Origin of the sequence: Pseudomonas germanica (genome assembly GCF_019614655.1) — a bacterium.
Taxonomy (GTDB): domain Bacteria; phylum Pseudomonadota; class Gammaproteobacteria; order Pseudomonadales; family Pseudomonadaceae; genus Aquipseudomonas; species Aquipseudomonas neuropathica.
This window is the reverse complement of sequence record NZ_CP071586.1, coordinates 534316-553349: the sequence shown is the minus strand read 5'-3', so window position 1 is coordinate 553349 and position 19034 is coordinate 534316. Positions and strand designations below refer to the sequence as shown.

Annotated in this window: 20 protein-coding genes; 13 read left to right on the top strand and 7 right to left on the bottom strand. The window is 58.2% G+C overall.

The window, feature by feature from the left end:
- Positions 1 to 23 precede the first annotated feature (23 nt).
- The 3 genes from fdhD to J0G10_RS02410 all read left to right on the top strand — a co-directional run bounded on the left by fdhD (position 24) and on the right by J0G10_RS02410 (position 3981).
- Complete coding sequence (gene fdhD / locus J0G10_RS02420) at positions 24 to 863, top strand: formate dehydrogenase accessory sulfurtransferase FdhD (protein ID WP_095047120.1); 840 nt, start codon at positions 24 to 26, stop codon at positions 861 to 863.
- Positions 860 to 3208 carry an FdhF/YdeP family oxidoreductase gene (locus tag J0G10_RS02415; RefSeq protein ID WP_186620742.1) on the top strand — a complete coding sequence of 783 codons (2349 nt, stop codon included), beginning with the start codon at positions 860 to 862 and terminating at the stop codon, positions 3206 to 3208. The genes fdhD and J0G10_RS02415 overlap by 4 nt, the downstream gene beginning before the upstream one ends.
- A 290-nt stretch (positions 3209 to 3498) precedes the next feature.
- Positions 3499 to 3981, top strand: a complete 483-nt coding sequence (locus J0G10_RS02410) for a glycine zipper domain-containing protein (protein ID WP_095047118.1) — start codon at positions 3499 to 3501, stop codon at positions 3979 to 3981.
- A gap of 67 nt (positions 3982 to 4048) precedes the next feature.
- Here J0G10_RS02410 and J0G10_RS02405 read toward each other — a convergent pair whose 3' ends face one another.
- From J0G10_RS02405 to J0G10_RS02390, 4 genes are all read right to left on the bottom strand, one after another.
- Entirely contained in the window at positions 4049 to 4474 is a 426-nt protein-coding gene (locus J0G10_RS02405; RefSeq protein WP_220557320.1) for an acyl-CoA thioesterase, read from the bottom strand.
- A gap of 235 nt (positions 4475 to 4709) precedes the next feature.
- Positions 4710 to 5936: a 3-hydroxyacyl-CoA dehydrogenase gene (locus tag J0G10_RS02400; protein WP_220557319.1), complete on the bottom strand. Its 1227-nt coding sequence runs from the start codon at positions 5934 to 5936 to the stop codon at positions 4710 to 4712.
- A 212-nt stretch (positions 5937 to 6148) separates the two neighbouring features.
- Positions 6149 to 8077, bottom strand: a complete 1929-nt coding sequence (locus tag J0G10_RS02395) for a RecQ family ATP-dependent DNA helicase (RefSeq protein ID WP_220557317.1) — start codon at positions 8075 to 8077, stop codon at positions 6149 to 6151.
- Between the two features lie 182 nt (positions 8078 to 8259).
- A complete protein-coding gene (locus J0G10_RS02390) occupies positions 8260 to 8763 on the bottom strand; it encodes a polysaccharide deacetylase (RefSeq protein WP_220557316.1) in 504 nt (167 codons plus the stop codon).
- A gap of 303 nt (positions 8764 to 9066) precedes the next feature.
- Here J0G10_RS02390 and J0G10_RS02385 point away from each other — a divergent pair, with 303 nt between their 5' ends.
- The 6 genes from J0G10_RS02385 (at position 9067) to J0G10_RS02360 (ending at position 12408) form a co-directional block, all read left to right on the top strand.
- Complete coding sequence (locus J0G10_RS02385; RefSeq protein ID WP_220557314.1) at positions 9067 to 9342, top strand: hypothetical protein; 276 nt, start codon at positions 9067 to 9069, stop codon at positions 9340 to 9342.
- A 45-nt stretch (positions 9343 to 9387) separates the two neighbouring features.
- On the top strand, positions 9388 to 9570 hold the full coding sequence (locus tag J0G10_RS02380; protein WP_220557312.1) for an antitoxin PaaA2 family protein: 183 nt from the start codon (positions 9388 to 9390) through the stop codon (positions 9568 to 9570).
- Positions 9571 to 9888: 318 nt separating this feature from the next.
- Positions 9889 to 10194: a hypothetical protein gene (locus tag J0G10_RS02375; protein ID WP_095125279.1), complete on the top strand. Its 306-nt coding sequence runs from the start codon at positions 9889 to 9891 to the stop codon at positions 10192 to 10194.
- A gap of 78 nt (positions 10195 to 10272) precedes the next feature.
- A complete protein-coding gene (locus tag J0G10_RS29915; RefSeq protein WP_095047110.1) occupies positions 10273 to 10479 on the top strand; it encodes a hypothetical protein in 207 nt (68 codons plus the stop codon).
- A 172-nt stretch (positions 10480 to 10651) separates the two neighbouring features.
- Positions 10652 to 11146, top strand: a complete 495-nt coding sequence (locus J0G10_RS02365) for a helix-turn-helix domain-containing protein (protein WP_095047109.1) — start codon at positions 10652 to 10654, stop codon at positions 11144 to 11146.
- Positions 11143 to 12408 carry a type II toxin-antitoxin system HipA family toxin gene (locus J0G10_RS02360; RefSeq protein ID WP_220557311.1) on the top strand — a complete coding sequence of 422 codons (1266 nt, stop codon included), beginning with the start codon at positions 11143 to 11145 and terminating at the stop codon, positions 12406 to 12408. Before J0G10_RS02365 ends, J0G10_RS02360 begins: the two co-directional genes overlap by 4 nt.
- A gap of 52 nt (positions 12409 to 12460) precedes the next feature.
- Here the strand turns inward: J0G10_RS02360 and J0G10_RS02355 are convergent, their stop codons facing one another.
- Together J0G10_RS02355 and hslO are read right to left on the bottom strand one after the other, a co-directional pair.
- Positions 12461 to 14002, bottom strand: coding sequence for a phosphoenolpyruvate carboxykinase (locus tag J0G10_RS02355; protein WP_025110978.1), 1542 nt, complete (start codon positions 14000 to 14002; stop codon positions 12461 to 12463).
- A gap of 181 nt (positions 14003 to 14183) precedes the next feature.
- Positions 14184 to 15086, bottom strand: coding sequence for an Hsp33 family molecular chaperone HslO (gene hslO / locus J0G10_RS02350; protein WP_093429984.1), 903 nt, complete (start codon positions 15084 to 15086; stop codon positions 14184 to 14186).
- 105 nt (positions 15087 to 15191) lie between these two features.
- Between hslO and J0G10_RS02345 the strand changes: the two genes are divergently transcribed.
- A complete protein-coding gene (locus tag J0G10_RS02345; RefSeq protein ID WP_220557309.1) occupies positions 15192 to 15992 on the top strand; it encodes a phosphatase PAP2 family protein in 801 nt (266 codons plus the stop codon).
- Positions 15993 to 16124: 132 nt separating this feature from the next.
- Here the strand turns inward: J0G10_RS02345 and J0G10_RS02340 are convergent, their stop codons facing one another.
- Entirely contained in the window at positions 16125 to 16532 is a 408-nt protein-coding gene (locus tag J0G10_RS02340; RefSeq protein ID WP_007917939.1) for an RNA-binding S4 domain-containing protein, read from the bottom strand.
- 117 nt (positions 16533 to 16649) lie between these two features.
- Here J0G10_RS02340 and rimA point away from each other — a divergent pair, with 117 nt between their 5' ends.
- From rimA to rimK, 3 genes are read left to right on the top strand one after another with little or no spacing between them, the layout of a single operon-like run.
- A complete protein-coding gene (gene rimA, locus J0G10_RS02335) occupies positions 16650 to 17429 on the top strand; it encodes a S6 modification regulatory phosphodiesterase RimA (protein ID WP_095047105.1) in 780 nt (259 codons plus the stop codon).
- A gap of 16 nt (positions 17430 to 17445) precedes the next feature.
- Complete coding sequence (gene rimB, locus J0G10_RS02330; RefSeq protein ID WP_095047104.1) at positions 17446 to 17925, top strand: retropepsin-like aspartic endopeptidase RimB; 480 nt, start codon at positions 17446 to 17448, stop codon at positions 17923 to 17925.
- Positions 17922 to 18827, top strand: coding sequence for a 30S ribosomal protein S6--L-glutamate ligase (gene rimK, locus J0G10_RS02325; RefSeq protein WP_007949201.1), 906 nt, complete (start codon positions 17922 to 17924; stop codon positions 18825 to 18827). The genes rimB and rimK overlap by 4 nt, the downstream gene beginning before the upstream one ends.
- Positions 18828 to 19034 lie beyond the last annotated feature (207 nt).

Genomic DNA, 19034 nt, shown 5'->3' with positions numbered 1-19034 from the left:
TTGATCAAACCGTCGGTGATGCCATGAACGCCAAGCGCCCTGCCTGCGCGGCGCCTGCACTTGAAACGCCCGCGCCTGCCGCCAGCCAGACCTACAGTTACAGCGATTTACCCCGTGAGGAATCGGCCAGCACTGCGCTGGCTGAGGAAGTCGCGTTGGCGATCGCCTACAACGGCATCAGTCAGGCGGTGATGCTGGTGACACCGACCGACCTGGAAGACTTCATCGTCGGCTTTAGCCTCGGCAGCGGCATCATCGAGGACGCCACCGACATCTATGACCTGCAACTGACCGGCGCCGGGTCTGCGCAATACGCGCAAGTGACCATCGCCAACCGTGCGTTCTGGAATCTCAAGCAACAGCGCCGGCAAATGGCGGGCACCAGCGGTTGCGGGTTGTGCGGTGTTGAAGCGGTGGAGCAGGCATTGCCCGACCTCAAGGTGTTGTCCGGCGCGCCGCTGCCACCGAGCGAATGGCTCGACGGTCTGCGTCAGCGCATCGGCGCGTTTCAACCGCTCGGTCAGCACTGCGGCGCGGTGCATGCGGCGGTGTTCATGAACGCCAGCGGCGAATTGTTGCTCGGGCGCGAAGACATCGGCCGGCACAACGCCCTCGACAAGCTGATCGGCGGACTGATCCGCCAGAAGATATCCACAGATGGCGGACTGGCGATTGTTACCAGCCGTTGCAGTCTCGAATTGATCCAGAAAGTTTTGCGCGCCGGCATCCAGACCCTGGTCAGCCTTTCCGCACCCACCGGCCTTGCCGTGCAATGGGCCCGTCGACACAACCTCAATCTCATCCACCTGCCGCAGAAAAGTGCGCCGCGGGTGTACAGCCCCGCGATGGAGAATCAAGCGTGAGCCAACATCATCAAGCCGACCAGAAACCTGTCCCGCGCTACAAGCCTTACAAAGGTGCCGCCGGTGGCTGGGGTGCCCTGATCAGTGTGGCTCAGGCCTGGTTGACCAGCGACAACGCCCTGAAAAACCTGCGCATGATGCTCAAGACCAACCAGAACGGCGGCTTCGACTGCCCGGGTTGCGCGTGGGGCGATTCGCCGGAAAGCGGCATGGTCAAGTTCTGCGAAAACGGCGCGAAAGCGGTGAACTGGGAAGCGACCAAGCGTCGCGTGGATGCCAAGTTCTTCGCCAAACACAGCGTTACTTCGTTGCTGGAGCAGAGCGACTACTGGCTGGAGTATCAGGGCCGCCTGACCGAGCCGATGGTTTATGACGCCGAAACCGATCGCTACAAGCCGATCAGTTGGGACGACGCCTACACGCTGATCGCCAAGCACCTGCAAAGTCTGCCGAGTCCGGATCTGGCCGAGTTCTACACCTCGGGTCGCGCCAGCAACGAAGCGGCGTATCTGTATCAACTGTTTGTGCGCGCTTACGGTACTAACAACTTCCCGGACTGCTCGAACATGTGCCACGAGGCCAGCGGTGTTGCCCTGGCGCAGAGCGTCGGCGTCGGCAAAGGCACCGTGACCTTCGATGACTTCGAACACGCCGATGCGATTTTCGTTTGGGGCCAGAACCCGGGCACCAACCACCCGCGCATGCTCGAACCCTTGCGTGAGGCAGTGAAACGCGGCGCGCAAGTGGTGTGCATCAACCCATTGAAAGAGCGTGGCCTGGAGCGCTTCCAGCACCCGCAACACCCGATCGAAATGCTCACCAACGGCGACAAGCCAACCAACACCGCGTATTTCCGTCCGGCCCTCGGTGGCGACATGGCGCTGCTGCGCGGCATGGCCAAGTTCCTTCTGCAGTGGGAGCGCGATGCGCAGAAGGCTGGCGAGCCTGCTGTGTTCGATCACGACTTCCTCAACGCCCACAGCGCCAATGTGCTGGAGTACCTCGGTGTCGTTGACGATACGCCGTGGGAACAGATCGTCGAGCAATCCGGCCTGACCCTCGTCGAAATCGAGCAAGCCGCGCGTATGTACGCCAAGGGCAAGAACGTAATCATGTGCTGGGCGATGGGCATCACTCAGCATCGCCACTCGGTGCCGACGATTCAGGAAATCGCCAACCTGATGCTGCTGCGCGGCAACATCGGCAAACCGGGCGCCGGCCTGTGCCCGGTGCGCGGCCACAGTAACGTGCAAGGCGACCGCACAATGGGCATCAACGAGCGTCCGCCGGTGGCGTTCCTCGATTCGCTGGAGCGACGCTTCCAGTTCAAGGTGCCGCGCCACAACGGCCACAACGTGGTTGAAGCGATCCACGCAATGGCTGAGGGTCGCGCCAAGGTCTTCATCGGTCTGGGCGGCAACTTCGCCCAAGCCACGCCGGATAGCCCGCGTACCTTCGCCGCACTGAGCAATTGCGACCTGACCGTGCAGATCAGCACCAAGCTCAACCGCAGCCACCTGGCTCACGGTAAAGACGCGCTGATCCTGCCGTGCCTCGGTCGTACCGACATCGATATCCAGACCGAAGGCCCGCAAGCGGTCACCGTGGAAGACTCGTTCAGCATGGTTCACGCCTCCAACGGTCAGTTGCAGCCGCTGTCGAACCAGATGCGTTCAGAGCCGTCGATCATTGCCGGGATCGCTGCCGCCACATTGGGCAGTAAACCGGTGGACTGGAACTGGCTGGTGGCTGATTACGGGCGCATCCGCGAACTGATCGCCGACACCATTCCCAATTTCAAAGCGTTCAACGAGAAGATCAAGAACCCGGGCGGTTTCTACCTCGGCAACAGCGCCGGCGCGCGCAAGTGGAACACGCCGTCGGGCCGGGCCAATTTCCGCGCCAATATGCTACCGAAAGATCTGGTGCACGAACGCACCCGCGCCACCGGACAACTGCCGGATCTGATCCTGCAATCGATGCGCTCCCACGATCAGTACAACACGACGATTTATGGCCTCGACGACCGTTATCGCGGGGTCAAGGGCCAGCGTGATGTGCTGTTCGCCAATGAGGCGGACATCATTCGTCTGGGCTTCCGGCCGGGACAGAAGGCTGACATTGTTTCGATATGGGACGATGGTCGCGAGCGTCGGGTGAAGGGCTTCACCTTGCTGGCGTTTGATATTCCGGCCGGGCAAGCGGCGGCGTATTACCCGGAAGTGAATCCGCTGGTGCCGCTGGAGAGCACTGGGGATGGCAGCCATACCCCGACGTCGAAGTTCATTGCGATTCGGTTGGAAGCGGCGAGTGAGACTGGGTTGATCATGGCCAAGTCGGCTTAATCCAAAATCAAAAGATCGCAGCCTTCGGCAGTTCCTACGCCGATTCCTGTAGGAGCTGCCGAAGGCTGCGATCTTTTCGCTTCTGCTTTTCAAACGCCCACAAAAAAGGCCGCTTTTTCACAAAAGCGGCCTGTCCTAAGTAGCTAAAGACCGGCGAAAAACCGTTAAGTTCCGCCCATAAAACAGTAACTTACGTTTTTGTATACAAGTCGTGTTATTCGTCGGATTTCGATTGTCACGCTTGTTACGCAGCCTCAGGATCGGCGCCGTCATCCCTTTGAGGCTCATCTATGAAGTTCTCCTCGATTCTCTTGTTGTCCCTTGGCCTGGTCAGTGGTTTTGCTTCCGCAGGCGGCACCACCGAAGCAGGTGTGGGCGGCGCATTGGGCGGGGTTCTTGGCTCGGTCGTCGGTCAGTCCTTAGGCGGCAATACAGGTTCCACCATCGGCGCAGCCCTCGGCGGCGCGGGTGGCAGTGCGGTCGGCGCCGACAAACGCAGCCGTGGCGAAGCCGCCATCGGTGGTGCGTTGGGCGCAGCCGGCGGTAACGTGGTCGGCCGCAGCATGGGCGGCACCACCGGCAGCCTGATCGGCTCCGCAGCAGGTGGCGGTGCCGGTGGCGCGCTGGGTAACTACATGGGTAACAAGAGTGATGACGATGATCGTCATTATGATCGCCGTCGTGACCGTGACCGTGGTTATTACCGCGACCGTCACCCGGGCCGCGGCCACGCTTACGGCCACCGCAAACATCACAAGTATTATCGCGACTGAGGCCTCAAACACCTTGCTGGCCGGTAAAGCAAAATCGCAGCCCAAGGGCTGCGATTTTTTTTGCCGTTTACACCACCAGGTATTCCAGTGCCTGCCGCAGTTCGGCAGGAATCGGCACCGGCTGATTAGTCGCCCGATCGACGAATACGTGAACGAAGCGCCCGGCCGCACACGCCTCGCTTTCGCCGACCTTGAACACTGCCAATTCGTACTGCACTGAACTGTTGCCCAGCTTGCCGACCCGCAAACCGATCTCGATCAGATCCGGGAAAGCGATCGAGGCGAAGTAATCACACGCCGAACTGACGACAAACCCCACTATCTCGCCGTCATGGATATCCAGACCACCGACTTGAATCAGGTAGGTGTTCACGGCCGTGTCGAAGAAGCTGTAGTAAGTAACGTTGTTGACGTGACCGTAAGCGTCGTTGTCGTGCCAGCGTGTGGTGATGGACTGGAAGTGAGGGTAGTCGGTGCGCTGAGGGGTGGACATGGTTGTGCTGGTTCTCTTGTTTTTTCAGTGAGGCTGCTTGCCCTCACCCTAGCCCTCTCCCAGAGGTAGAGGGGACTGACCGAGGTGTTCTCTCGAAATACACCGACCTGAACTGTCGAGTCGAACTCAAGTTTTGAAACCCACGCAGATCGGCTCCCTTTCCCCTCGCCCCCTTTGGGGGCGGTCCGACGTTTCGGGAGGGCTGGGGTGAGGGGGATCGATTCTGGCGGCGACATCACATTTGAGCAAACCCCTTCCCTTTTGCCGCCAACTCACCAATCAACCGCGCCGGCTTCCACTGATCACCCTGCCGCGTCTCCAGCGCCAACAGCCGCGAATGAATATCCGCCAGCCCTTGTTGATCCGCCCAGGCCATCGGCCCGCCCTTGTCCGCCGGGAAGCCGTAGCCATTCAGGTACACCAGATCGATGTCGTGTGCAGACTCGGCAATGCCCTCCTGCAAAATCTTCGCACCCTCGTTGACCAATGCCAGAAGACTGCGCTCCAGGATCTCCTCAGGACCGATCTCGCGGCGCTGGAAGCCCAGCCCTTCGCTGACCTGCAATACCAGCGCATCGACCTCAGGATCGTGCTCAGCCTGACGACTGCCCGGCTCGTAATGGTAATAACCATTGCCGGACTTCTGCCCGAACCGTCCCATCTCGCACAAACGGTTATCCACCTGAACCTCTGGCGCATCCTGGCCCTTTCCGGTCAACTCGCGTGCACGCCATTCCAGATCGATGCCGACCACGTCGTACATGCGGAACGGCCCCATGGCAAAACCGAAACCTTGCAAGGCTGCGTCGACCTGCTGTGGATAAGCGCCCTCAAGCAACATTTTGCGCGCCTCCAGGACATACGGATGCAGCATGCGATTGCCGATAAAACCGTGGCAGTTGCCCGACACCACACTGACCTTGCCCATGCGTTTGCCCAGTGCCAGTGCCGCCTCCAGCACCGCCGCAGAGGTCTGTGCGCCGCGAACGATTTCCAGCAGTTTCATGATGTGCGCCGGACTGAAGAAATGCAGGCCCAACACCTGATTCGGACGCTTTGTCGCTGCGGCTATCGCATCGATATCCAGTGCCGACGTATTGCTTGCCAACAGTGCCTCAGGCTTGAGCAAACCATCCAGCTCACGAAAGATCTTCTGCTTCAGCTCAAGATTTTCGTACACCGCCTCGATCACCAGATCGACATTGCGAATCGCCGCATAATCCGCCGCCGCACTGACCCGCGCCAGACGCGCATCCGCCTCGGCCTGATCAATCCGTCCCTGGCGCACGTTGTGTGCATAAGTCTCGGCCACAGTGGCGAGTGCCTGCTCAAGCATCTGTGGATTGTTATCCACCCATTGTACCGTCACGCCGGCATTGGCCAGGCACATGACAATGCCCCGGCCCATGGTGCCCGCGCCGATCACCGCGGCTTGCTGAATATCGAAGGTTGTCTGGCTCATGTTGTTCTCTTGTTGGCGATCCAAAGACTGGTCTCACCTTAGTCAGCCATCGACGTTTTTTGAAGTTTATTACCGTGATGATCGACATTCAGCGGATGGATAGAGCCCCTTCCCTGATGACACTTAATGTAGGAGCTGCCGAAGGCCGCGATCTTTTGATGCTGATTTTTTCAAGAGCAAGAGATCGCAGCCTTCGGCAGTTCCTACAAGGATCAGAGGTGCTCTTGCGCCCAGCTGCGGACTTCGGCATAGGGATACTCCTCCAATGCGGCAAACCCGGTAATCGTCCGCGCCTTGAGCTTGGTGAACAGCGGCACGCTGATCCCACACAAAAATCGCGTCAACCGCTCAGCCGTTGGAATCACCCCGGTTTGCTGCTCATGCCTGTGGATAAAATCACCACACAGCGCCGCGAAGTTTTTATCCACAAGTGCTGGCAACTCCGGTGGTGCCGGCAACCGCGCCACCTGGCCATGACACACCGAGCAATGCCCGCATTGCTCGGGCGCATTGTGATCACCGAAATACTTGGCCAGGCGATTGCCCAGGCAGCGTTCGGTGGCGAACACTTCAAGCATGGCGTGGATGCGCGCCACTTCGGCCTGCTCATGCCGGGTGAAAAACTCATGCAGCTCGGCACTCAGGACGTCGCTGTCAAAGTCACTATTCAGCAGGCTGTAGACTTCGGTCATCTGCTTGCTTTCCAGTTCGACCCAGCCTTTTTCCTGAAAGTAATCCAGCGCCTTCACCACCCGATTGCGCTCGGCGGAATATTGCGAATACATCGCCTCGAAATTCACCGTGGCCCAAGTGCGCGCGCGAGCCGAGGTCTGAATAATTGCAGCGACGAAATCCCTGCGTTCGCCCTCAAAACGCTCAAGCAGCACTTCGGGTTCCAGCAGGTATTTGAAACGGTATTCGGCGTAATAGGCGTAGCGCGGCGCGATCAAACCGCGCAGTTCCAGTTGCACCAGCAAGGTCTTCAGCGGCAGTGCGCGAATGTTGCTCTGATCCGCCAGCGGCCCGAGCAGAAACTCCCACTGCCCTTCCGGCACCGAGGCCTTTAGCTCATCGAGTACATAGCGAATGCCGTCGCGCTCCGGCGTATCGCCGTAGACGAAGTTTTCCAGCACATTGAGGCTGTCGCGATTAGCCAATACCAGACAGTCCGATGGCTGCCCGTCGCGCCCGGCGCGGCCAATTTCCTGGCTGTAGTTTTCGATGGATTTGGGCAGGTCGAAGTGCACGACATTGCGGATGTCACTCTTGTCGATGCCCATGCCGAATGCGATGGTCGCGACGATGCAATTGGATTGCCCGGCCATGAAGCGCTTCTGGATCGCCTCGCGTTTGTCGTGGGCTAAACCCGCGTGATACGCCTCGGCCTGAATGCCGTTGCGCTCAAGGTGATCAGCGATGTGCTCAGCAGTTTTCTGCAAGGTCACGTAGACGATGCTCGGCTGCCCCGCACGCTCGGTCATCCACTCGACCAGCCGCCGGCGCTTGTCCTGGCCACGTACCGGTTCGACCAGCAGATTGAGGTTGGGCCGGTAGAAGCCGGTGGTCACCACATCGTCAGCGGCGATAGCGAATTTGGCCTGCATGTCGGCGATGACTTTCGGTGTTGCGGTGGCCGTCAGTAGCAAAGTTTGCGGGATGTTGAACTGGCGCTGATAGTCCGGCAGCTTGAGATAATCGGGGCGGAAGTTATGGCCCCACTCCGAGATGCAATGCGCCTCGTCCACCACCAGCAGCGAGATTGGCACCTGCTGCAAAAAGTTGCGAAAGCGCTCGTTTTTCAAGCGCTCCACCGAGATCATCAAAATCTTCAATTCACCCGAGCGGGCGCGGGCCATCACGTCATTGGCATCATCGCGACTCTGCGCCGAATCGATGCTGCCAGCCGAGATACCGTGTCGCTGCAAAAAGGCCAGTTGATCCTGCATCAGCGCCAATAATGGCGACACCACCAACGTCAGGTGCGGCAGCATCAGCGCTGGCAATTGATAACAAATCGACTTGCCGGAACCGGTAGGAAAAATCGCCGCCGCCGAGCGCCCGGCCAGTACCGCGCTGATCGCGGTTTCTTGACCGGGTCGAAACTGTGGAAAACCAAAAACCTGTTCCAGGGTGTTGTGCATTCGCTGTCACTCCATTGACTGCTGCCATGCCAACAGCCTAGCGGGCGATCGCAGCGAGTCGAGAAAAGGTCGGGGCCAAATCGATTCGGAATGATACAGCGGATGCCACGAACACCGGGGGACTCTGTGGGAGCGAGCCTGCTCGCGAAGAGGCCAGCCGCCACACCACAAAATTTAAAAAGTCAGGGACGTAAAACCGCCACCCGCAACTGCTCATTCAGCATCTGCTCATGCACACCTTGGCTCTTGCTCGCCCACAGCGCATGGGCCGGGCTGATGTCGCCGGTGAATGCCGCTGCCAACTGCCGCAAATCAGCGACGCTGCGCACACGCGGGCAGAACGGTTGCTCATCACAGTTCTGACTGGCGCTGCGATAGGTGCTCAGCAACCCCTCCCAGAGACCGTCGCGCACATGGCGAATCGACTTCAGTTTCACGTGGGGCACACCGAGTCGCTGCTCAAGCCCCTCTTCATCCAGTGCTTCGCTGGCCAATAGGGCTTTGGCGAACATCAACACCTCACCGCGCGACGCCGTGTCCATGCTCGCCTGGCTGATGAGTGCCTCTGGCCAATCGGTGCGATCGAGGCGATCCAGCACCCACGCATTGCCAATGTCAGAGGCCATGGTCAAACGGCAAGTGCTCAGCCCGAGCAATAAAATCGCGGCCATTCGTAGCCAGTGCATACCTAATTCCCTTTAAGCGCGTGTCAGACGTTTGGAAACGCCCTACAGATTCTGGCGCGCACGATACAGCGGTTTACCGCGAATCGCCTGACAATCACGTAGGAATTATTACGCCTAAGGGTTTTGGCCTGAAAAAGCTGCGAAAACACGTAGGGTATTTCCTCAAAACACGGAAAAACCCCTACGAACACTGTCCATTGCGGCTGTCTTGTCCCACAGAGAAACGCCCTTCTATAGTGGCCGGCGCGGCTGCAAATCCGCTGCCGGCCCGCCCCAGCGCTTTAGAACAGGACACGCCTCACCATGATCAACCGCTATCGCCCACTCAAGACCTGCTACAGCGAAAACCCGGTACTGCTTATCGACAGCCAGTCCAGCCAGACTGACCTGATTAATGCCGCCGATCAACGCCTGCGCGCGGCCGGTGATTTGCTGGAAACGCTCTACTGCTTATGTTTCAAACAGGCTGATGTGAAAGACATTCCAAACATCGTTAACGCGCTTTATCTGCTGGTTCAGGATGGCTGCGACTTGCTTGAAGTGGCCAAGCAGAGGCCAGCGCAGCCGGCGTACAACTAGGCCACGCCAGGTCAGCGCTATATCTCCTTGGGCAGGAATCCAACAATGAATGTTACGAGCGATGAGTTCGATCCACCGAGTGACGAGGATGCCTACACGGCTTGGTTAATCCGACAGGTTCAAGCCAGCCTTGATGATCCTCGCCCCAGCATTCCCGATGAGTTATCCAGAGCATTGATGGCTGATAAACGCGCTCGTTTAAAACAGAAGGTCGATCAGCGGCGATGACCTATCAAATCTGCGTCCCGTTCCTACAAGGACAGACTCCTTGTCTTCTATCGGCTTCGTGTAGCTGATCTCTATAGTCGTGGCTGTCGCTGTCAATTCAGCGGCTCGGGCTTGGTCACCCGATTGGATCGTGTATACGCATGCGCTGTATGCTGCCGGCACTCATTTGCCTGCAGTTTATGGTGACTGTGTTTGGGACACCTTCGGGTGTGCCGGGTATGTGCACGATCCTCACCGGTTGACCAACCCGAACACAGTTGCCTCCTGTCGCTTGGTCACGATGTGGTGGCTTCACCTGAAGCATATGAGGATCAAAAAATGAAAACATGGAATCAATTCACCACCGATCGCTACCGCCCACTCGAATCCAACCTCACCGACTCCAAGCCTCTGCTCATCGACACCGAGGCCAACCCGCAAGACATCCTCGAATGCGCCGTCCAGCGCCTGCGCGCTTCAAGCGACCTGCTACGCACCCTCTATTGCCTCAACTTCAAACAAGCCGACGTCGAAGACATCCCCCACATCACCCACGCCCTCTATCTGCTGACGCAGGATGGCTGTGACCTGCTGCAGGTTGCGCAGCAGCGGATGCTCAATTGGAAAGCTCCGACCGGAGCTTGAGTGATTAAACCGCTCTCACCTATCCGTCGAGAGCGGTAAATAAGGCAATTAACCATCGGAGTAACCATCGGAGTAACCATGAGCAAATTTTTTGATGAGCTGATGGAAAGCGTCCAGGAAATGGACGAGATCTTACGCCGGGAGCGTAGCGCTTCCAGTCCGACCTCTACACCGAAAACAGACGACAAGACCGCGTTGTCGCTTGAGCAAAAGCGAGCCTGCTACGACAAGCCACTTCCTTCAAGTGAGTCAGCTCTCGAAATGAACCGTAGAAACACAAACTGAATGGAAATTACAGCCCCCCATAAGTGGCAGTATTCTGGCTGTATATCCTAAAAACAGTTGGAATAATGCCATTTAAAAACTTGAACACTGCAGATCCGCCCTACCCTACACCCTTCTACTTAAGTGCTATTATTCTGGCAGTTAAGGTTAAAAAATGAAGGAATACTGCCACATGGCCAAGAAAACAGCGCCGCTTTTGCCCTCCACTGCTCGACTTCTGGTCGACTTTGGCGAACGCCTGAAGCTGGCTCGCCTGCGCCGAAAATTGACGGCCAAGCAAGTCGCTGAACGATCTGGCATGTCGCTGACAACCTTGCGCAATGTGGAGACGGGAGGATCAGGAGTGACCATCGGTGCCTACCTTTCGGTCATGCAAGTGCTGGGGCTGGAAAAGGATCTGAACAAACTCGCTGCAGCCGATGAAACGGGTCGCCAATTGCAGGATGCGCAGTTAATGCCTGCAACACGATCCGCAGCGAAAAAGCCCCAGCGAGTACGAGCAGCCAGTGCGGTAAAAAAGGGCACATCCGAACACGTCGGTGCTTCAAACGTAATCGATGCCGCCACTACCACGAAAATTCCGGCTGACTTCCCATTCAACACACACTCACTCTCCAGCCTTTTGAACAAGAAGAAAAAGGCTGGCCCCCCGACAGGTGAAGAATGACGCTGATTGCTGTTTATGCAGACTGGGAATCTTTGAAAGGCGCCAGACGCCTCGGGTTTCTACACGCAAGGAAAACACGCAACACCAACGTGTTCGAATTTGAGTACGACCCGAAAGCGCTGGCCGATCCCGAGTTGAGTTCCATAACTCTAGACCCGCGCATCGGCCCCTTCGAAGGTCGCCAATTCCCCGGCGAACATCAGAGCCGCTTTGGCGTCTTCGCAGACTCAAGCCCCGATCGTTGGGGCCAACTGCTGATGAAACGCCGATTGGAAAGGGACATTCGCGACGGCTTGCTCCCCAGCAACAGCAAGTTGTTCGAATCCGATTACCTGCTTGGCGTGCACGACCTGTTCCGTGTCGGCGCCCTTCGCTACAAACTCAATGACGAAGGCAACTTCCTCGACGACCGCGACGGCGTTGCAGCTCCACCCTTTGTCGAGCTACGCGCGTTAGAACAGGCAAGTCTCGCCTTGGAAAACGATAGGGACAACACAGCCACCGAGGGCCGCGAATGGCTAAGAATGCTCATCGCACCGGGCGGCTCACTGGGCGGCGCCAGACCGAAAGCCAGCGTCGTCGACGAGTTCGGCCAACTGTGGATCGCCAAATTCCCAAGTACGAGAGATGACTATGATGTCGGTGGTTGGGAAATGGTCGTGAACGCTTTGGCAGTCAACTGCGGGTTACGCGTAGCGACCGGCACAGCCCGACGCTACGCAAGCGATCACCACTGCTTTCTGGTGAAGCGTTTCGACCGAACCGAACGCGGCGGCCGACATCATTTCGCATCAGCCATGACCATGACCAACCGCGTCGACGGCGACGACGCCTCAACCGGCGCCAGCTATCTAGAGTTGGCGGAAGTGATCATGGAACACGGCTCGGAACCCAACACCGACCTCCGTGAACTCTGGTCACGAATCGTCTTCAACATCCTGGTCTCCAACACCGATGACCACCTGCGAAACCATGGTTTTATTCTGGATCCTGGTCGGGGATGGCGGTTGTCCGCAGCGTATGACATGAATCCGGTGGCACATGCGGATGGGTTGAAGCTGAACATCACTGATTCTGACAATGCGCTGGACTTGGAGCTGGCGAGGGAAGTCGCGGGGTATTTTCGGGTTAGTCGTGAGGACTCAACAGACATCATTGAGCGCATTCAAGACGTGATCCGTCTTTGGCCGGAGATCGCTAATGCGCTTGGGATGTCCAGAAGTGAGCAGGAAAGGATGGCGCTTGCTTTTCGTACCTTCTAATCACCCACAAAAAAGCCGCCCCAAAGGGCGGCTTCTTCATTCACGACAGATCTTACAACTTCGGCCCAGCAGCCTTGATCGCGTCGCTCACTTCGAACTTCTTGAAGTTCTCGATGAACAGACCGGCCAGTGCTTTCGCAGCCTCGTCGTACGCAGCCTTGTCAGCCCAGGTGTTGCGTGGGTTGAGCAGGTTGGTTTCAACGCCCGGTACGGCCAGTGGCACGTCGAGGTTGATGGTGTCGAGGTGTTCGGTGGCTGCACCGATCAGCGCGCCGCTCTGGATCGCTGCGATCACCGCGCGGGTGGTCGGGATGTTGAAGCGTTTGCCGACGCCGTAGCCGCCGCCGGTCCAGCCGGTGTTGACCAGGTAGACCTTGGAGCCGAAGCCGCGGATGCGCTTGATCAGCAGCTCGGCGTATTCGCCAGCCGGACGCGGGAAGAACGGTGCGCCGAAGCAGGTGGAGAAGGTCGACTTGATGCCGCTGCCCGAACCCATTTCAGTCGAACCCACCAGTGCGGTGTAGCCGGACAGGAAGTGGTAGGCCGCTTGTTCTTCGTTGAGGATCGACACTGGCGGCAGGACACCGGTCAGGTCGCAGGTCAGGAAGATCACCGCGTTAGGCTCGCCGCCCAGGTTCTTCTCGGAACGCTTGGCAACGTGCTCCAGCGGGTACGCGGCGCGGCTGTTCTGGGTCAGGCTGACATCGGCGTAGTCGGCGTGCTTGGCGTCGTCGATGACAACGTTTTCCAACACGGCGCCGTGCTTGATGGCTTTCCAGATAACCGGCTCGTTCTTCTCGGAGAGGTCGATGCACTTGGCATAGCAACCGCCTTCGATGTTGAACACCACGCCTTCGCCCCAGCCGTGTTCGTCATCACCGATCAGGTAACGGCTTTCGTCGGCCGACAGGGTGGTTTTACCAGTACCCGACAGACCGAAGAACAGAGTCACGTCGCCTTCTTCGCCGATGTTGGCAGCGCAGTGCATTGGCAGCACGTCAGCGGCCGGCAGCAGGAAGTTCTGCACGGAGAACATGGCTTTCTTCATCTCACCGGCGTAACGCATGCCGGCGATCAACACTTTCTTCTGTGCGAAGTTGAGGATCACGCAACCGTCGGAGTTGGTGCCGTCACGCTCAGGCACGCACTCGAAGTTGGCCACGTTGAGCACTTGCCACTCTTCACGACCGGCCGGGTTGTACTGGGCCGGGTTGATGAACAGGCAACGACCGAACAGATTCTGCCAGGCAGTCTGGGTGGTCATTTTCACGGCCAGGTAGTGATCTTCCGCCGCGCCTACATGCACGTGGGACACAAAGTGCTCTTGCGCGTTGTTGAAGGCTTCTACGCGAGCCCACAGCGCGTCGAACTTGTCGGCCGGGAACTTGCGGTTGATCGGGCCCCAGGCGATAGCGGCCTGGGTGGAAGGCTCTTCAACGATGAAACGGTCAACAGGCGAACGACCGGTGCGGTGACCAGTGCGAACAACCAGAGCGCCGGTATCGGCAAGCTCGCCCTCACCGCGGTTCAGGGCTTCTTTAACCAGATCATCAACACTCAGATCGGTGTACACGGCGTTATTGGCTTGCGTCATGAGGTTCCCCGTCGGCCAGTGGCCGAGTGTGCTCCAAACGTTTTGTAGTAGAAAGTCGTGCACTACTACCGCGAAAAAAGTGGGCCGGATTATGCCAGAAAAGCCCAAAAAGAGTAGGGTCCTCCCGTCGCAACGGCGAAATTCCGTCGTTACGCAGTGAATTTACCTGCGCTGAACCGTTTTAGTGCCGGGTATCTGACGGCGTGTCGACGCCTGCGCCAGCGAACAATTGAGCAATATCGGCTGCGTCGAACAGGTACTGCTGATTGCAGAACTGGCAATCGATCTCGACAGTGCCGCCGTTCTCTTGAACCAATTGCTGTGCATCCTCAAGACCCAGACTGACCAGCGCGTTGCCCGAACGCTCGCGTGAGCAGGTGCAACGAAAGCGCAGATTCTGCACATCGAACAGACGCACCTGCTCCTCATGGTAGAGGCGATGCAACACGGTTTCGTTGTCCAGACTCAACAACTCATCGGCGGTCAGCGTGCTCGCCAGTGCAGTGAGGTGCTGCCAACTTGCGGCACGCTCTTCTTCGTCTTTCAAACGGTCGGCCGGCAGTTGTTGCAGCAGCATCCCGCGGGCACGGCGGCCGTCAGCGAACAACTTGAAGCGCGTGCCAACTTGTTGCGACATGACGAAATAGTTGGTGAAGCACTCAGACAGGGTTTCGCCATCAAGATCGACGATGCCCTGGTAACGCTGGCCGATCGTCGGGTCGACGGTCAGGGTCAGGTCGCCGCCCGGCATCAGGTCGGCAAGGCTCGCGTCCGGCTTGATCCGCTCAGCGTCATAACGCGCCAGACCACGAATTTCGCGCTCGCTGGAGCATTCGATCATCAGCAGCGGGATCGGCCCTTCGGAACGCGCCTGCAGAATCAGCAAGCCATCGAACTTCAGCGTGCCCACCAGCAAGGAGGCGGCCGCCATCAATTCGCCCAGCAATTGCGCCACCGGCTCCGGGTACGGGTGCTTGGCGAGGACTTCGGCGTAGCTGCGTTCAAGCGCAACCAGTTCGCCGCGCGTGTCGCTGTCATCGAAGATGAAACGTTGAGTGAAATCGGTATCCGCTAGCTCGGTCATAATTTTGGGTATCTGAATGTGGTGACAAAATGGTTACAAGACGTGAAAATTTGCGCTTCTTGGCACTCTTTTTGGTGCCGACTGCTCTGCCATGGGAGGCATTTTATGAACAATCCGGGTTTGTTCCAATCTAGGTGGAACCTCGGCCGGCTGGTTCTGTGCAACGTAGCGCCACTGGCGCTACTGGCTTTCTGGTTATGGCCTACGGGCAACTCGCTGTGTGTGATTTTCGACGAGTGGCTGTTCCGCTCACTCAATGCACCGCTGGCCAGCAACCCGATATGGCTCCACATCTGGGCAATTGCAAGTCTGCGTCCGTTCGACATCGTTGTTGGTCTGATCTTGCTGACGCTGCTGATCAAGGGCGACTGGGTCTTCAAGGCGATTGATGTGCGTCGTGCGTTCTTCGGTTTTTTCTCGATCCTGCTATTGATGGTGGTAATTCGCGCACTGTTTTCCAAATTCGCCGACCACATGGACTGGCAGCACAGCAGCCCGTCGATGGTGCTGGAAGGCGCGGTGCATATCAGCGATTACTTCCCGCACATGGAGAAGACCTGGGAGCTGAAGGATCGTTCTGGCCAGAGTTTCCCGGGGGATCATGCATCGGTATTGCTGATTTGGGCGCTATTTATGGGCGTGTTCAGTCGTACTGTCGGCCAGTTCCTGACGATCTGGGGTCTGGCGCTGTTGTTCATGCTGCCGCGACTGGTGGCCGGTGCGCATTGGGGTCAGGACGATTACATCGGCGGTCTGCTGCTGGCGGTTTGGGCCTTGGGCTGGGGTTATTACACGCCGTTTGCGTATCACGCCTCGAACTTCTGGTTGAAGGTGACAGCGCCGATATTCGCGCTGCTGGGCAAGTTGCCGCTGGTGTCGCGGATGAGTGTGGTGCGTAGCGCCTGATACCGAGCTGTTTTCGGCGAGGGCTGCGCCCTCGATTCGCGAGCAGGCTCGCTCCCAGATTGAAATGCAATCTCCTGTGGGAGCGAGCCTGCTCGCAAAGAGGCCAGCACATACAGCCCGGAAACGTCGCGCTTACTCGTCGTTGCTGCTACCCCGAAACTTGAACAAATCCCGCCGCTGCTTCTTGCTCGGCTTGCCGTCGGTACTCACACCCAACGCCCCCGCCTTGCGCATTGCCGCAGCCGCTTCACGTTTGGCAATACTCGCCTCGGTCTCCGCGTACAACGTCTGCGCCTCCGGTGCGCCGCGCCGCACAATCGACAAAGCCTCGACCTTCACCGTACGCACCTCGAACCCAGTACGAATCTCGAACTCATCGCCGATGCGCGGCTCTTTGCCAGGCTTGCAGCGCTCACCGCGACAATGCACCTTGCCGCTTTCGATCGCCGCTTTGGCCAAGGCACGGGTTTTGTAAAAACGCGCGGCCCATAGCCACTTGTCGAGACGAACCTTGTCGTCCTCTTCGCTTTTTTGCGCCATTTGAATTCCTCGTTCAGCCAGTAGTCGGAACTGTACTACCGTTTCTGTCGGGCGCAACAACTCGGCCCTCCAGATAGACTGTGATCTTGGCCGGTGCACCGGCATGGGGGTGCTCAAGTGACTAAATTTCCCTCTTCATTGACTTCGACTCACACCGGTTGCCAGGGCTGCCAGCACAGTGAACCGCTGGGCTTCGATTTTGCCTTTGCCTACCAACCTATCGTGGATCTGCGCGACCAGTCGGTTTTCGCCCACGAAGCGCTGGTTCGCGGTGTGAACGGTGAAGGCGCATTCACCGTGTTGAATCAGGTTACGGAAGAAAACCGCTACCGTTTCGACCAGCTCTGCCGAACCCGCGCCATCGAAGGCGCGGCCAATCTTAATATGCAGACACACTTGTCGATCAACTTCATGCCCAACGCCGTCTATCGTCCAGAGCTGTGTATTCGCAGTACGCTCGAGGCGGCCAAAAAACACCGTTTTCCTCTCGACCGGCTGATTTTTGAAACCCTGGAAAGCGAGCACGTAGATAACTATCGCCATTTGACCAATATTCTGCGTGAATACCGCGAATTCGGCTTCAAGACCGCCATCGATGATTTCGGTGCCGGTTATTCGGGGCTCAATCTGCTGGCTGATTTCCAACCGGACCTGATCAAACTCGACATGGCGCTGATCCGCGATGTCGATCAAGACCGTGTTCGTCAGGCGATCGTTCGGGGGATTGTCACAATCTGTGCGGAGTTGGACGTTACAGTCATTGCCGAAGGCATTGAGAGCGCCGGTGAACGGGATTTCCTGGCCGACTGTGGAATATTTCTGATGCAGGGCTACTGGTTCGCCAAACCTGCATTCAAAGCGTTGGCCCGGGTTTCACCTGAGGCCTGGACGCGTTAATCGTTGGTTTTTTCTATTGAAGACATTTGACCATTTGACCGTTGTCGGTCTGCGCGAGTGGGTGGCGCTCCCTGATCTGGGAGTCGCAGGCCTGCGAGCGAAAATCGACACCGGCGCCAGCACCTCCAGCCTGCATGCCACCGACATCGAGCCGTTCGAACGCGACGGCCAGAAATGGGTACGTTTCACCGCGCACCTGGGCACGGTGGTGCAGTTGCGTCACCGCCGCTGCGAAGCGCCACTGGTGACGCGCAAAACCATCAAAAGCTCCAACGGCCATGCCCAGGAGCGCTATGTGATTAGCACCACTCTGGCCCTGGGTGATCGGGTCTGGCCGATCGAGTTCACCCTCGCCTGCCGCAAGTCCATGCGCTATCGCCTGTTGCTCGGCTCCAAAGCCCTGATCGATGGCCAGTTGGTGGTCAATCCGGGCATCAAATATGTACAAGACAAGCCGGTGTTCCCGGTATCTACCTCCTCCACAGGTGTTGCATGAAGATCGCTGTGCTGTCGCGGAACCCGCGTCTGTATTCCACCCGCCGTCTGGTCGAAGCCGGAACCGAGCGCGGGCATGAAATGGTAGTGATCGACACCTTGCGCGCCTACATGAACATCGCCAGCCACAAGCCGCAGATCCACTATCGCGGCAAACCGCTGGAAGGTTTCGACGCGGTGATTCCGCGGATCGGTGCGTCGGTGACGTTTTATGGCTGCGCGGTGTTGCGTCAGTTCGAAATGATGGGGGTATTCCCGCTCAACGAATCGGTGGCCATCGCCCGTTCGCGGGACAAGTTGCGTTCGCTGCAACTGCTGTCGCGGCGCGGCATCGGCCTGCCGGTGACGGGTTTTGCTCACTCGCCGGATGACATTCCCGATTTGATCGACATGGTCAACGGCGCGCCGCTGGTAATCAAGGTTCTGGAGGGCACGCAGGGCATCGGCGTGGTGTTATGCGAAACCGCGACCGCCGCCGAATCGGTGATCGAGGCGTTCATGGGCCTGAAGCAAAACATCATGGTTCAGGAGTACATCAAGGAAGCGGGCGGTGCGGATATTCGTTGCTTCGTAGTCGGTGACAAAGTCATCGCAGCGATGAAGCGTCAGGCCAAGCCGGGCGAGTTCCGCTCCAACCTGCATCGTGGCGGCAGCGCCAGCCTGATCAAGATCACCCCGGAAGAGCGCATGACCGCGTTGCGCGCAGCCAAGGTCATGGGCCTGGCGGTGGCGGGTGTGGATATCCTGCGTTCCAATCACGGGCCGCTGGTTATGGAAGTGAACTCGTCGCCGGGGCTGGAAGGGATCGAGACCACTACCGGCAAGAATGTGGCGGGGATCATCATTGAACATCTTGAGAAGAATGGCGGGCCGAATATGACCCGCACCAAAGGCAAGGGCTAAAGCGAAGAGCTAGAGCTAAGAGCAAGAGCCCCTCATCGGAACGCCGCCCGCCTAACCCTCTCCCGAAGGGAGAGGGGACTGATTGGGGGATATTGGAGAACTACGCCGACTTGAACGAGTACCGCTGAATCCATAATCGACCTGATTTTGCAGGTCGATGTATGACGCAAGACACCTCGGTCGGCTCCCTCTCCCTCTGGGAGAGGG

Bases quoted from the DNA above. Each gene is read 5' to 3' on its own strand.
- fdhD (WP_095047120.1), top strand. From the start codon at position 24: ATGAACGCCAAGCGCCCTGCCTGCGCGGCGCCTGCACTTGAAACGCCC.
- J0G10_RS02410 (WP_095047118.1), top strand. From the start codon at position 3,499: ATGAAGTTCTCCTCGATTCTCTTGTTGTCCCTTGGCCTGGTCAGTGGT.
- J0G10_RS02405 (WP_220557320.1), bottom strand. From the start codon at position 4,474: ATGTCCACCCCTCAGCGCACCGACTACCCTCACTTCCAGTCCATCACC.
- J0G10_RS02400 (WP_220557319.1), bottom strand. From the start codon at position 5,936: ATGAGCCAGACAACCTTCGATATTCAGCAAGCCGCGGTGATCGGCGCG.
- J0G10_RS02395 (WP_220557317.1), bottom strand. From the start codon at position 8,077: ATGCACAACACCCTGGAACAGGTTTTTGGTTTTCCACAGTTTCGACCC.
- J0G10_RS02390 (WP_220557316.1), bottom strand. From the start codon at position 8,763: ATGCACTGGCTACGAATGGCCGCGATTTTATTGCTCGGGCTGAGCACT.
- J0G10_RS02385 (WP_220557314.1), top strand. From the start codon at position 9,067: ATGATCAACCGCTATCGCCCACTCAAGACCTGCTACAGCGAAAACCCG.
- J0G10_RS02380 (WP_220557312.1), top strand. From the start codon at position 9,388: ATGAATGTTACGAGCGATGAGTTCGATCCACCGAGTGACGAGGATGCC.
- J0G10_RS02375 (WP_095125279.1), top strand. From the start codon at position 9,889: ATGAAAACATGGAATCAATTCACCACCGATCGCTACCGCCCACTCGAA.
- J0G10_RS29915 (WP_095047110.1), top strand. From the start codon at position 10,273: ATGAGCAAATTTTTTGATGAGCTGATGGAAAGCGTCCAGGAAATGGAC.
- J0G10_RS02365 (WP_095047109.1), top strand. From the start codon at position 10,652: ATGGCCAAGAAAACAGCGCCGCTTTTGCCCTCCACTGCTCGACTTCTG.
- J0G10_RS02360 (WP_220557311.1), top strand. From the start codon at position 11,143: ATGACGCTGATTGCTGTTTATGCAGACTGGGAATCTTTGAAAGGCGCC.
- J0G10_RS02355 (WP_025110978.1), bottom strand. From the start codon at position 14,002: ATGACGCAAGCCAATAACGCCGTGTACACCGATCTGAGTGTTGATGAT.
- hslO (WP_093429984.1), bottom strand. From the start codon at position 15,086: ATGACCGAGCTAGCGGATACCGATTTCACTCAACGTTTCATCTTCGAT.
- J0G10_RS02345 (WP_220557309.1), top strand. From the start codon at position 15,192: ATGAACAATCCGGGTTTGTTCCAATCTAGGTGGAACCTCGGCCGGCTG.
- J0G10_RS02340 (WP_007917939.1), bottom strand. From the start codon at position 16,532: ATGGCGCAAAAAAGCGAAGAGGACGACAAGGTTCGTCTCGACAAGTGG.
- rimK (WP_007949201.1), top strand. From the start codon at position 17,922: ATGAAGATCGCTGTGCTGTCGCGGAACCCGCGTCTGTATTCCACCCGC.